The 13,174-nt window shown below is 42.6% G+C and carries 12 protein-coding genes; all 12 read left to right on the plus strand.

The features are described 5' to 3' along the window. Positions 1 to 18: 18 nt before the first annotated feature. Positions 19 to 1,338: a replication-associated recombination protein A gene (locus tag M0R36_07135; protein MCK9555572.1), complete on the plus strand. Its 1,320-nt coding sequence runs from the start codon at positions 19 to 21 to the stop codon at positions 1,336 to 1,338. After that, positions 1,314 to 1,886 (plus strand): 5-formyltetrahydrofolate cyclo-ligase, encoded by a 573-nt coding sequence (locus M0R36_07140; GenBank protein MCK9555573.1) that lies wholly within the window; start codon positions 1,314 to 1,316, stop codon positions 1,884 to 1,886. The genes M0R36_07135 and M0R36_07140 overlap by 25 nt, the downstream gene beginning before the upstream one ends. Before the next feature lie 39 nt (positions 1,887 to 1,925). Then, positions 1,926 to 3,494, plus strand: a complete 1,569-nt coding sequence (rny, locus tag M0R36_07145) for a ribonuclease Y (protein MCK9555574.1) — start codon at positions 1,926 to 1,928, stop codon at positions 3,492 to 3,494. Positions 3,495 to 3,555: 61 nt separating this feature from the next. Continuing rightward, positions 3,556 to 4,341, plus strand: a complete 786-nt coding sequence (locus M0R36_07150; GenBank protein MCK9555575.1) for a TIGR00282 family metallophosphoesterase — start codon at positions 3,556 to 3,558, stop codon at positions 4,339 to 4,341. Continuing rightward, positions 4,342 to 6,807 (plus strand): tetratricopeptide repeat protein, encoded by a 2,466-nt coding sequence (locus tag M0R36_07155; protein MCK9555576.1) that lies wholly within the window; start codon positions 4,342 to 4,344, stop codon positions 6,805 to 6,807. A 75-nt stretch (positions 6,808 to 6,882) separates the two neighbouring features. After that, positions 6,883 to 7,515, plus strand: a complete 633-nt coding sequence (locus tag M0R36_07160) for a MotA/TolQ/ExbB proton channel family protein (protein ID MCK9555577.1) — start codon at positions 6,883 to 6,885, stop codon at positions 7,513 to 7,515. Beyond that, on the plus strand, positions 7,505 to 7,915 hold the full coding sequence (locus M0R36_07165; GenBank protein ID MCK9555578.1) for a biopolymer transporter ExbD: 411 nt from the start codon (positions 7,505 to 7,507) through the stop codon (positions 7,913 to 7,915). The genes M0R36_07160 and M0R36_07165 overlap by 11 nt, the downstream gene beginning before the upstream one ends. Before the next feature lie 42 nt (positions 7,916 to 7,957). After that, a complete protein-coding gene (locus M0R36_07170) occupies positions 7,958 to 8,707 on the plus strand; it encodes a hypothetical protein (protein ID MCK9555579.1) in 750 nt (249 codons plus the stop codon). Positions 8,708 to 8,715: 8 nt separating this feature from the next. Beyond that, a complete protein-coding gene (locus tag M0R36_07175; GenBank protein MCK9555580.1) occupies positions 8,716 to 8,964 on the plus strand; it encodes a hypothetical protein in 249 nt (82 codons plus the stop codon). Next, positions 8,957 to 12,391: a DNA polymerase III subunit alpha gene (locus M0R36_07180; protein MCK9555581.1), complete on the plus strand. Its 3,435-nt coding sequence runs from the start codon at positions 8,957 to 8,959 to the stop codon at positions 12,389 to 12,391. Before M0R36_07175 ends, M0R36_07180 begins: the two co-directional genes overlap by 8 nt. Before the next feature lie 124 nt (positions 12,392 to 12,515). Continuing rightward, a complete protein-coding gene (locus M0R36_07185; GenBank protein MCK9555582.1) occupies positions 12,516 to 12,758 on the plus strand; it encodes a hypothetical protein in 243 nt (80 codons plus the stop codon). Positions 12,759 to 12,853: 95 nt separating this feature from the next. Beyond that, positions 12,854 to 13,147, plus strand: a complete 294-nt coding sequence (locus M0R36_07190; protein MCK9555583.1) for an integration host factor subunit beta — start codon at positions 12,854 to 12,856, stop codon at positions 13,145 to 13,147. Positions 13,148 to 13,174: the final 27 nt, after the last annotated feature.

Here is a 13,174-nt window from a genome sequence, read left to right on the forward strand (position 1 = left end):
TAATTCCATTATTTTGTTATGGAATTATTTGAATCTCAGAAAAAAGAAAAATTAGAAAAAGCGCGTCCACTAGCGGATAGACTCAGGCCGAAAAGTCTCAGTGAGATAGTCGGCCAAAGCCATTTAGTATCTGAAGGAAAAATACTGTGGCGCGCTATCCAATCCGATAATTTTTCCTCTATAATATTTTTTGGGCCTCCCGGCTGCGGGAAAACGGCGCTCGGTTACCTGATTGCAAACCTTACACGGCGACACTATTACAGTCTTAACGCTGTAATGGCCAATGTGAATGATATCCGCAGGATTACATCCGAAGCAAAAAACAGGATAGAAAGAGAAGGAAAAAAGACCATACTTTTTGTTGATGAAATACACAGGTTCAATAAGGTGCAGCAGGATGCCCTGCTTCCTGATGTTGAGAAGGGAATAATATCTATTGTGGGCGCAACGGTCATGAACCCGTTTTTTTCCGTTATACCTCCGCTGCTGTCGAGATCGCTTGTGTTCGAACTTAAAAAACTGGATAAACCGGATATAAACAGGATTATTCGAAATGCGCTTTCCGATAAAGAAAAGGGATTCGGCAATATTGAGGTTGATTTGGATGAAGATGCTCTTGATTTTTTATCCGGCTCTACTGACGGGGACGCGAGAAAAGCCCTTAATGCCCTTGAGATTGCGGTTTTAACTACAGAACCCGAAAAAGGAAAGATAAAAATAACAAGGGGGATAATAGAGGATTCCCTGCAGAAAAAGCATGTTTTATACGACAGCACCGGGGACGGACACTACGATACTGTATCGGCGTTTATAAAAAGCATGAGGGGAAGCGACCCTGATGCCGCCGTGTACTGGCTGGCAAAATTGCTTTACTCGGGGGAAGACCCGATGTTCGTTGCCAGAAGAATAGTGATCTGCGCAAGCGAGGATATCGGCAATGCCGATCCTCTGGCCCTCGTGGTTGCCCAGTCGGCCGCGGATGCGGTTAACTTTATAGGTATGCCTGAAGCAAAAATTATCTTGGCCCAGGCCGTTATTTATGTCGCTTCGGCGCAGAAAAGCAACGCTTCCTGCATGGCTGTGTCGAATGCATGGAAAGACATTGAAGAAAACGGGGAAATATTCGAAGTGCCGGCGCATTTGAAAGATTCAAGCTATAAATCCTCATCAAAGCTGGGGCGCGGAAAAGGGTATAAATATCCGCATTCATTCCCGGGCCATTATGTAAAGCAGGAGTATTTACCCGGGAGAAAAAATTATTATCAGCCGTCTGAAAACGGATATGAGAAAAAAATATCGGAGCGGTTAAAAAAGTGGAAAACAGAATCAAAAGGCTGAGGGTTTGGATAACCTCTTTAAAAGGCAGAATATCTGTAGACAGGGAAAATGCATCGCGGGAAATTTGCGGCAAACTGGAACAGGACAGTCATTATAAGAACGCGTCTAATGTTCTGCTGTTCAGTTCGTTGAAAGATGAAGTGAATACGGAAATGCTTGTTAAGAACGCATTGTCTTCGGGAAAAAATGTTTTTTTGCCGTGTTGTGACAAAAAAAGCGGGAATATGATGATAGGAAAAATCGGCCCGGACGATAAGCTTTTGTTGGGCGCATATGGTATTTATGAGCCTAAAACAGAAAACTGTTCTCACGGCTCTTCCGCTGGTATCGAAGTCGTGGTTTTGCCGGGGACAGCGTTTGATTTGAAAGGGAACAGGATAGGGAGAGGGAAAGGTTATTACGACAGGTTTCTGAAAAAAATCGATAAACGCGCTTTCAGGATAGGAGTGGCGTTTGATTTTCAGTTATTAAATGATATAGGCGGAAGAGAGCATGATGAACCTGTGAATTTAATACTTACGGAGAAGAGAACCATAAAAATCGTTTAAAAAAGGATAAATAATAATGAAGTATATGGAGGTGTTGTGATGTTTGAAATGATAAAGGAACAGATAATAGCGGTATCACTGATATTTATTGTAGCTTTATTTTTCGGATATCTGCTGAGAATATTGATCTCAAAATTACAGAAGAACAGTTATGAACAGCAGGCCCGGAAGATAGTTGATAACGCTGAGAAAGAAGCCAATACCAAGAAAAAAGAAGCGAGAATAGAAGCCAAAGAAGAGATGCACAGGGCCATGTCTGAATTTGAAAAAGAGGCAAAGGAAAGAAAACAGGAGCTTCTGACACTTGAAAAAAGAGTCATACAGAAAGAAGAAAACCTGGACAGAAAGGTTGATTTCATTGACAAGAAGGACGCGGAGTTAAAAAGGAAGGAACAATCGATAAATGACAGGGATGTACACCTGAAAGAACAGGTAAAAAAGATGGAAACCCTGATGGAAGAACAAAAAACCAAATTGCAGCAGATCTCGGGTTTAAGCAAAGAAGAGGCGAAAAAAATATTGCTTTCAAGCCTGGAGGACGAAATCAGGCATGAAGCGGCGGCTCTGATAAGGAGAGTTGAAACCGAAACAAAGGATAAATCAGAGAAGGAAGCAAAAAAAATAATCAGCCTTGCGATACAGCGATGCGCGGCAGACCATGTTTCGGAAACGACGATATCTACAGTTTCTCTTCCCAACGATGAAATGAAAGGCAGGATTATAGGAAGGGAAGGAAGAAACATAAGGGCGCTTGAAGCCGCGACGGGTGTCGATGTTATTATTGATGACACTCCCGAAGCGGTAATTCTTTCGGGTTTTGATAATATAAGGAAGGAAATTGCCAGAATATCCCTTGAGAGGTTAATTGTTGACGGCAGGATCCATCCGGCAAGAATTGAAGAAATGGTTGAGAAGGTTAAAAAGGAAATAGACGAACAGATACGCGAAGCCGGAGAACAAATCGCGTTTGATATAGGAATACACGGTCTCCATCAGGAAGAGATACGTTTGTTGGGACGATTAAAGTACAGGACAAGCTACGGACAGAACGTTTACGACCACTCTAAAGAAGTAGCTTCAATTATGGGAGTTATGGCTTCCGAGCTCGGCATAGATGTGCAGCTTGCGAAAAGAGCGGGATTACTGCATGATCTCGGCAAAGCTGTTGACCATGAAGTAGAAGGTTCTCATGCCCAGATAGGCGCGGACCTTGCTAAGAAATTCAATGAAAAGGAAGTTGTAATAAATGCTATCGCGGCTCACCATGGCGATGAAGATCCTAAATCCGTGATTGCGATACTTGTACAGGCCGCAGACGCTATTTCAGCCGCAAGACCGGGCGCAAGATCGGAAACGCTTGAAGTGTATATCAAGAGGCTGGAAAAACTTGAAGAGATTGCGAATTCATTCAGAGGCGTTGAGAAATCGTATGCGATACAGGCCGGAAGGGAAATCAGGGTTATGGTAGAACCGGATAAAGTCGATGATTCCGAAGCCGTCCTGCTTGCCAGAAATATTACCAAAAAGATTCAGGATGAACTTGAATATCCCGGACAGGTTAAAGTAACGGTTATCAGGGAAACGAGAGCAGTTGAATACGCGAAATAGAAAGTATATATTGGTTGAATATACGGGATAGACGGTTTATCCTTTTTGTTTAGGAGCTGAGATGATAAATATTTTAGCGGTCGGAGATGTTGTCGGCAGGCCGGGACGGGAATCTTTTGCGCGCGTTTTTCCTGAGTTGAGGAAGGAATTTGCCGTTGATTTCTGTATAGTTAACGGCGAAAACGCGGCGGCGGGAAGCGGGCTTACGCCCAAGGTAACAGCTTTTCTACTTGATGCCGGCGCGGATGTTATTACGACGGGAGACCATATCTGGAAAAACAAGGCGGTTTATGAAATAATCGACAAGGAAGAAAGGTTGTTGAGACCCGCAAACTATCCTGATTCAGCACCCGGAAAAGGATTCGGGGTTTATGACATAGGACGGGGGATAAAGATAGGTGTTATAAATCTTATCGGCAGGGTTTTTATGAATACCGTCGAATGTCCTTTTAAAATAGCTTCGAATATAACCGAAGAAATCTCAAAACAGACGCCTGTTATAATGGTTGATATCCACGCGGAAGCCACTTCGGAAAAAATAGCGTTGGCATGGCATCTGGACGGAAAAGTAACCGGAATTTTCGGGACTCATACACATGTGCAGACCGCTGACGAGAATGTTTTCCCCAAAGGCACGGGATATATTACGGATGTGGGGATGACCGGACCTTTTGAATCCGTGCTGGGGCGCGATATACAGGCGGTATTGAAAAGATTTATCACGCAGACACCTTCGGTATTTGCCGTTGCCGAGAAAAATCTTAAGGTTTGCGGGGCGGTTTTCCGGATAGATGAAAAGACAGGTAAAACCGTGAACATAAAAAGGATTCAAAAGGAAGTGTTTTAAATGGTTTTCAGGAAAATTCTGTTGATATGCGCTATGGCTCTGGTCCTGCAGCCCGCATGTCCTGTTTTTTCTTCCGAGAATTCGAGGGCGAAAGAACTTTTTGAAGTGTCGAAAGCCGCATATGCGGATGGGTTATATTCGGCTGCCGCCATGCAGCTGCAAAGGTATATTGCCACTTATCCGACAGCGGAAAACAGGAGAGAGGCCGTAGCTCTTTTAGGGGAATGTTATTACTACAACGGGGAATATGATAATGCCATCAACCTGTTGCAGAGGTTTATTAAACATCACGACAGGGAATTCAGGGATTCCATGCTATACTGGCTTGGCGAGTCATACCTTAAACAGGAAGAATATGAAGCGGCTATTTCGTCATACAGGACATTCCTCAGCGAATATGCTGAAAGTTCCTATCTTGCTTATTCTTATTACTCTCTCGGTTGGTGCTATTATCAGTTAGGGGAATATGATAAGGGGATAAATTTTTTAAAAACCCTTATAGAAAAATTTCCTGATAGTGAACTGCTGTCCAAAAGCCTGCTTGACATAGGCGCGATGCAGTATAACCTGAAGAATTATTCCATAGCTGAGGAAAACTTTAAGAATGTCATCTCAAAATTTCCGGATTCGCCTGAAGCCGTCGAATCGCTGTTGTGGATGGGTAAGGTCAGCCTGGCTTCGGAGAAGTATTCCAAAGCTGTCGATTATCTCGAGAAGGCGTATGAAAAGGAAAAAAATGAAGAGTGGTCTGCGGATTGCCTGTATCTGATAGCTACTTCCTATTGGGAATTAAAAGAATACGATAAATCTATTGAAAGGTTTTCTCTTATCGCCAAGAATTATCCTAACTCAAAGTATTTGAAAGATGCGGTTTTAAGAATAGGGGAAGGCAGTTATGTCCTTTCGGATTATAAAGTAGCCATAGAGCAGCTGGAAACGTTTGTAAAGAATTTTAAGAATGATGAAGATCTTGAAAAAGCGAAATACTGGCTGGCTGAATCTTATCTGGAAACCGGCGAGTATGAAAAAGCAGAGGCTCTTTTTAAAGAACTGACTAATAAATATACCGGCAGCCCCAAAATCCCGGATTTTTATAATGGGCTTGGCTGGTCGTATTTCAGGCAAAGCAATTACCTGAGCGCTATAGATAATTTTAAGAGGTCGGGAGAAAGCAGTAATGACCCCGAATTCAAGGGAAGCTGCCAGCTCAAGATAGGGGATGCGTATTATTTCCTTGGTGATTATGAAGAGGCGATAAAAAGCTATAAAAAAGTTTTAAGTGATTATCCCAACAGCGGTAAATCCGACCAGGCCTTGTTTCAGATAGGCTGGTGTTATTATAAGCTCGAGGATTTTGATAAGGCCAAAGGCGCTTTCGAAGCTCTTATCACACAATACCCCCAAAGCCCATTTTCGGATAATGCCCAGTACAGGATAGGGATGTCGAATTTTAGCGGCGGCAAATTTGAAGAAGCGCTGAGTGCTTATTTTAAACTGCTTGAAGTGTTTTCCGATTCCGACCTGAAAGATATGGCTATGTTCCGGATAGCGGCTACTTATTATGCTATGGGTGATTACCAGAATTCGCTTAATTACTATTCAGAGATGGTCGCAAAATTTCCGGACAGCGCCCTTACCGCCCGGGCGGAATATGAGCGCGCATGGTGTTACAGCCAGATGGGCAATGTCGAACAGGCGAGCAAAATATTTGAAGAGTATGTGGTTAAATATCCGGATTCCCCCATTACCGCCGAGGTTATGTTCTGGCTGGGAGAAAAACGGTACAATATGGACGAATTCAAGTCATCGGGGGAAATATATACTAAGCTGTTTGAACAGTTTCCCGATTCCAGCCTTGCCGACGACGCTATGTTCTGGGCGGCGAAAAGCGCGTTTAGAAACGGGGAGTATATAGATGCGGAAAGAATTTTGAAGGCGCTTCTGGAAAAATATCCGGAAGGGGATTTTGTGGTAGAAGGAAAATTCCTGATGGGAGACAGTCTAGCGGCCCAGATTAAATTCAACGAGGCGCTGGATGTCTTTTACAGCCTTTTGGACGAAAAGGACAATTACCTGGTTAATGAAACGAAAGGAAGAATCGCGGATTGCCTTTTCAGCCTGAGCAAGTTTGAGGAGGCAGTGGAAGTGTATAGTTCGGTTCTTGACTGTAATAACGCCGAGTTAGTAGCCCAGTCGTATTATAAAATAGGGCGCTGCTATGAAAAACTCGGCCGCAACGAAGAAGCTGTTGACCGTTACATTATGGTGGTCTATGGTTATTCCCAGATCGCTCAGTGGTTTGTCAAAGCCGCTTATTCCGCTGCCGAAAAATATGAAGAAATGGGGAAATATAAGGAAGCCGTTAAAATTTACCAGAAAGTGATAGATGAAAATAATGCCATGAGCGGCGATGCGGCAAACAGGATCGCCGAGTTAAAAAGGAAAAGCGGGTTTTTCGGATTTTAATCAGGGGTTATTATGATGCTTTATGTGAAATGCAAAAATGATATAATCATATTTTGGAATCGGAAGGAGGAATAAATGTTAGAAATAGTGATGAAAGGCGGGCCATTGATGGTCCTGATAGGCCTTTGTTCGGTCCTGGCGCTGACAATTTTCATTGAAAGGCTTTTCCATTTTCACAGAGCCCAAATCGATACCGAAAAGTTTATGACGGGCATCAGAAATATAATTAAAAAAGGAAAAATTACCGAAGCGATTTCCATATGTGATGAAACACCCGGCCCGGTTGCCCATATAGTAAGAGCCGGACTGCTTAAGCATTCGGAAACGAAAGAAGAAATAAAGGAAGCGATTGAAGATGCGGGGCTTCATGAAGTGCCGCGTTTTGAAAAAAATCTTGTTGTGCTGGCTACAATCGCGCATGTTACCCCTCTCCTTGGGCTCCTCGGCACGGTTACCGGGATGATAAGGGCTTTTATGAAGATTCAGGAAATACATATGGCTTCAGGTATTGTAAATCCGGCCGACCTTGCCAAGGGTATCTGGGAAGCTCTGGTAACGACCGCGGGCGGGTTGACAGTGGCTATCCCCACATATGTCGCTTATAATTATCTGGTGAGCCGTGTTGACAGCCTTGTCCTGGACATGGAAAAGAGCGCAACCGAGTTAGTCAATATTCTGTCGGAACGGGGAGAAGAGTATGAAGTTTAAGAGGACTACAGATCTTGAAAAGGGGAAGCTGGACATAACCCCGCTTATAGATGTGGTTTTTCTGCTTATAATATTTTTTATGCTTTCTTCAACATTTATTCTCCAGCCGGGCATAAAAGTTAACCTTCCAGATTCCAAGGTCAGTGACGCTCAGCCTGAAGAGAATATAATTGTTACCATAACATCGGAAAAGACAATTCTTCTTAATGATGAGAAAGTGGATGAGGAGAGCCTTGCCATAAAACTCAGGCCGATAGCCAAAAGGACTCCCGAAAGAATTGTAATAATTAAAGCCGATGAGAGAGTCAATCACGGTTTGGTTGTCAAGATTATGGGCGAAATCAAAGATGCCGGTATAAAGCGGCTTGCCATCGCGACAAAGCCAAAGAAAGACAAATAATAATTACCGGGCAGAATCATTCTCTCCCTTATTTATATGAGTATGGGTTTTAAAGATAAAATTTTTATTCAGGCGCTTATACTTTCATTGATCTGGCATCTTGCCGGTTTTCTCGTGATTAGTATCAGAAAAGATCCTTTTTACCTGAAGCAGAGGATACCCATGGAAGTTTCTCTTACAGGCATACCTCTGACGATGGATAAACCGGAAATAACGGATATTCTGAGTGAAAGCGATTATAATCTTTTTTCAATGCCGACAAGATCCGGTTTTTCAAAAAAAGTGCTGGATTCCGAAATTCAATTCGGGCATCAAGTGGTCATTTGGGATAACGAACCTCAAAGCCTGAAAAACAGAGGGAAAAAACTTCCATCCGCTGTCACGGAGGTTTTACCCAAACCGGAGTTTAATATAAAACTCGGGATGGAGGCAAAAGATGTTTTTGCGCCTTCCATAGTAGATGAAAAATCCGTAAAGGACTTTATTACTGCGACTAAAAAAAGAAATTCACTGATATCAGGTCCCATCAAAGAGAGAGAAATTATCAGAATCAAATATCCGGAATTTCCCGCTGATTTTAAAGATTACTCTGATCTCAATATGATACGGCTGAAATTCTGGGTAACTCCTGCGGGAGAAGTAAAATATGTTATTGTGGAAAAGTCCTGCGGAAACAGGGATATTGACCAGTTATGGGTAAATTCAATTCAAGACTGGCTTTTTAAAGAAGACAGGACGACCGATTCACTTCAATGGGGAAGTATTGACACTCATCCCGCAACTGTTAAGTGAGTATCTGAATGATTAAGGTAGATATTTCAACGGCTTTTATAATTTATCTGTGCCTGACGCTCGGATTGGTGCTTTTTGCCTGGATTTTTTTTGAATACAGGTTTAAGGTAAAAAGAGTTAATCCTCAGATCAAGAGGACCTGCAGATGCCCGATCTGCGCATTTGTTTATATTTATGATGTTGAAGAGGATTATTCCAGATGCCCTCGTTGCGGCTCTATTAATGAAAACAGGAAAATAAAACGGGAAAATGAGTAAAAAATCAAATTTTGTCCATCTTCATGTGCATTCGGAATACAGCCTTCTTGACGGCGCATGCAGCATTGAAAAAATGGTGAAAAAAGCCGCGATTTTGAAGATGCCGGCCCTTGCTGTTACGGACCATGGGAATATGCATGGTGTAATAAAATTCTACAAGCAGGCATTATCCGAAAGCGTCAAGCCGATTATCGGAAGCGAAATGTATCTTGCTCCCGGGTCGATGCTTGAGAAGAAACTGGATAAACGTAAAAACAGTTCTTATCATTTAACAATACTTGTAAAAGATGAGACAGGTTACCGCAATCTCCTTATTTTAAGTTCTGAATCCTATCTGACAGGTTATTATTACAAGCCCAGGGTGGATAAAGAGCTTCTGAGGAAGCATAGCCAGGGGCTTATAGCGTTAAGCGGCTGTCTGAAAGGCGAGATAGCGGGCGAAATAATGGACGGGAATATGGACAGGGCCGCGGAAATTGCGAAAGAATATTCGGATATTTTCGGCGCTGAAAATTTTTACCTGGAGATGATGAATCATCATATTGAAGAACAGCAGAGAGTCAACAGGGCCCTGAAGGCAATTTCCGGACAGACGGGCATCCCTTTGGTAGCGACTAACGATGTCCATTATATCGACAGGGAAGATGCGAAGGCCCATGAAATATTATTAGGCATACAGACGGGAATGACGCTGGACGATGAAAAAAGGATGAGAATGTCCACGGAGGAGTTTTACCTGAAAAGTGCCGGGGAGATTGAAAAACTTTTTGAAGAATACCCCGATGCCGTCGAAAATACAATGGTTATCTCGGAACGTTGCAATCTCGAGCTTTCTCTTGAAAAAACATATCATTACCCGGCTTTTTCTCCGCCCCCGGGAAAAAATGAAAGCCGTTACCTCCGGGAGTTATGCGAAAGCGGCCTGAAAAAAAGGTACAAAGAAATAACTTCTGAAATACGGGCCAGGCTGGAACACGAGCTCAGTATTATTGAAAGATTAGGGTTTATCAGTTATTTTCTTATAGTATGGGACTTTATCCATTATGCTAAAACGCATGATATTCCGATAGGTCCGGGGAGAGGTTCTGCCGCCGGAAGCATAGTCGCGTACGTGCTCGGGATAACCAATGTGGACCCTATAAAGTTCAAACTTCTTTTCGAACGGTTTCTCAACCCTGACAGGATATCTCCTCCGGATATCGATATAGATATTGCGGATGAAGACAGGTCAAGATTAATAGATTATGTCTCTAATAAGTACGGCAAGGACAGCGTTGCGCAAATAATAACTTTCGGGACTATGAAAGCAAGGGCTGTTGTAAGAGATGTCGGAAGGGTTATGAATATGCCTTATGCAGATGTCGATAAACTGGCGAAACTTGTTCCCGAGGGACCCAATGTCAAACTTGAAAATGCCCTGAAGAGCGAACCGCGGCTTAAAGAAGTTGTAAACAATGATAAAAAGGTAAAAGATCTTATTGAAATGGCTTTGAGGCTTGAAGGATTAAACAGACATGCGTCAACCCATGCCGCGGGCGTTGTGATTTCTGACAGGCCCCTTGTAAACTACGTGCCGTTGTGCAAAGGGAAAGAAGACGAAGTCATGACGCAGTTTGACATGAATGATGTAGGCAGCAACGGGCTTTTGAAGATGGATTTCCTGGGGTTGAGGACATTGACGGTTATAAAGAACTGCATCAGGATTGTCGAAAGGACAAGGTCCGAAAAGGTTAATATAGATGAAATCCCGCTTGACGACAAAAAAACTTTCGAACTCTTGAACAATGCCGATACCATAGGCGTGTTCCAGCTTGAAAGCGCGGGGATGCAGGACCTTGCAAGAAGAATAGGCATATCGAATCTGGAAGATATTAATGCCCTGGTTGCTCTTTTCAGGCCGGGCGCTATGAATATGCTTGATGATTATGTCCAGAGAAAACACGGAAAAGTCCCGATAAAATATGACCATCCTCTGCTTGAACCGATCCTCATGGATACGTACGGGATAATGCTTTATCAGGAACAGGTTATGCAGGCGGCGAATGTTGTTGCGGGTTATACGCTTGCCGAAGCGGATATTCTCAGGCGTATTATGGGAAAGAAAAAAGTTGATGAGATGGAAGCCCAGAAAGAGAAATTTGTCAGCGGCGCCGTTAAGAATAACATCAAAAAACGATTAGCCGAAAAAATATTCGATAACATAGAAAAATTCGCTGGTTACGGTTTTAACAAGTCGCATAGCCAGGCATACGCAATGATAGCCTACCAGACCGCTTATCTGAAGGCAAATTATCCGGTGGAATATATGGCATCCGTGCTTACCAGTGAACTTAATGATATGGATAAAATAGTTAAATATATAGATGAGTGCTCGAATATGGGAATTGAAATACTGCCACCTGATATAAATGAGAGTTTCAAAGGTTTTACGGTTGTTGGCGGTAATGTCCGTTTTGGCCTTGCGGCTATTAAAAATGTCGGAGAAACTGCCGTCGAGTCGATAATAAAAGCCAGGAAGAAACAGGAAAGGTTTATATCCCTGACTCATTTCTTAAACAGTGTGGATTCCAAGGCCACAAACAGGAAAGTTGTTGAAAGCCTGATAAAATGCGGGGCTTTTGACAGCATGGGATACACGCGCTCACAGCTCCTGAAAGCGCTCGAGATGAAATTAAATGAGGCATCTGTAGCGCAAAGAGAAAAGATGAACGGACAAAGGGCCCTTTTCAGCGAAGAAACTGTCACCGTTGAAACTGAAATGCTTCCGCAAGTCAACGAATTCCATGAAAGCGAATTGCTGACATTTGAAAAGGAATTACTGGGTTTCTATATATCAGGCCATCCGATAGTGCAGTATAAGGATATAATAAAAATATATTCTACGGCAGACACGCAGACCTTGAGAGAAGCCGCATCCAACGGAAAAGTGATGATAGGCGGAATCATATCCAATATGAAGAAGATGATGACAAAGAAACAGGAGAGAATGGCTGTATTAAAGCTTGAAGACCTTAAGGGATATGCCGAAGTCATCGTCTTCCCTTCGGCTTATGACAGGAGTTTTGACCTTATACAGAAGAACCTGCCCGTTATGGTGATAGGGAAAGTCAGTTTTAAAGAAGATGTCCCGAAGATTATAGCCGATGAATTAATCCATCTTGATGATATAAGGGAAAGGTTTACAGAGGCTGTCGTTATAGAGGTGTTTTCCGGTAATCTTAAAGAAGGCGAAATAGGATTGTTAAGGGATATAATCAATAAACATAAAGGCAGGATCCCTTTGCAGATAACGCTGAACATGTCTTCCGGCGGCAAGGTGAACATGCTTTCCGGGAAGGGATTTTATGTCAAGCCTTCGGATCAATTCATAAAAGATATTACAAACCTGCTTGGGGAGAATACCGTATGGTTCAAAAGGAAAAATTAAATAAGGCTTTATGAACTCCGGGTCACTGTTATGGAGATATTAATTATGGTTGTCCATATGATTTCGCCTGCTGTTATTCTGCAGGAAAATAAGTCAGATTTTTTAACGATATGCGGGGTGTAAGATGAATGAGGAAATTTTAGCGAGCGGCATGGGATTGATGATTTACTCTATGATAATCCTTTTGCTGGGGATGGCTGCCCTTGTAGTTATAATATGGTGGCGCATAGTCTCCAAGACAGGTTACCCTGGGGTGTTAAGCCTTCTGATGTTTGTTCCCGTAGCCAATATAGTGCTTATTGTTATACTGGCCTTCACTGAATGGCCTATTGAGCGGGAAAACCGGTCATTAAAGACAAAAAGATGAGGGTAAATACTTAAAAAACCTTGACGGTTTCAGTTGCTGCGTGTTATATTTCTGTCTTATTCAGATAAACCCTGATATATCTTAGGAGGAGTTTTATGTCAAACACAACGAAAAGAGAATTGGTTGTAAGGATTTCAAAAGAAACCGGTGTGTCGCAGATAGCCGTAAAAGATGTGATACAGAAAACATTGGATTATGTTATAGAGAGCCTGCAGAAAGGTGAGAATGTAGAACTCCGCAATTTCGGTGTTTTTACGGTGAAACACAGGAAATCAAGGACAGGAAGAAATCCTAATAAGCCCCAGGAAGTTGTTACCATCCCGGCTAAAAAAGTTGCTTATTTTAAGCCCGGCAGGATAATGAAAAAACTGGTTGAAAAGCCTATGTGATATACCGGGTAATAAATTATTTTAAAT

Source organism: bacterium, from assembly GCA_023228325.1.
Taxonomy (GTDB): Bacteria; Auribacterota; UBA6266; order UBA6266; family UBA6266; genus UBA6266.

What these genes read in the sequence shown, in the direction of transcription:
- M0R36_07135 (MCK9555572.1), top strand. Translation starts at nt 19, where the DNA reads ATGGAATTATTTGAATCTCAGAAAAAAGAAAAATTAGAAAAAGCGCGT.
- rny (MCK9555574.1), top strand. Translation starts at nt 1,926, where the DNA reads ATGTTTGAAATGATAAAGGAACAGATAATAGCGGTATCACTGATATTT.
- M0R36_07150 (MCK9555575.1), top strand. Translation starts at nt 3,556, where the DNA reads ATGATAAATATTTTAGCGGTCGGAGATGTTGTCGGCAGGCCGGGACGG.
- M0R36_07155 (MCK9555576.1), top strand. Translation starts at nt 4,342, where the DNA reads ATGGTTTTCAGGAAAATTCTGTTGATATGCGCTATGGCTCTGGTCCTG.
- M0R36_07160 (MCK9555577.1), top strand. Translation starts at nt 6,883, where the DNA reads ATGTTAGAAATAGTGATGAAAGGCGGGCCATTGATGGTCCTGATAGGC.
- M0R36_07165 (MCK9555578.1), top strand. Translation starts at nt 7,505, where the DNA reads ATGAAGTTTAAGAGGACTACAGATCTTGAAAAGGGGAAGCTGGACATA.
- M0R36_07170 (MCK9555579.1), top strand. Translation starts at nt 7,958, where the DNA reads ATGGGTTTTAAAGATAAAATTTTTATTCAGGCGCTTATACTTTCATTG.
- M0R36_07175 (MCK9555580.1), top strand. Translation starts at nt 8,716, where the DNA reads ATGATTAAGGTAGATATTTCAACGGCTTTTATAATTTATCTGTGCCTG.
- M0R36_07180 (MCK9555581.1), top strand. Translation starts at nt 8,957, where the DNA reads ATGAGTAAAAAATCAAATTTTGTCCATCTTCATGTGCATTCGGAATAC.
- M0R36_07185 (MCK9555582.1), top strand. Translation starts at nt 12,516, where the DNA reads ATGAATGAGGAAATTTTAGCGAGCGGCATGGGATTGATGATTTACTCT.
- M0R36_07190 (MCK9555583.1), top strand. Translation starts at nt 12,854, where the DNA reads ATGTCAAACACAACGAAAAGAGAATTGGTTGTAAGGATTTCAAAAGAA.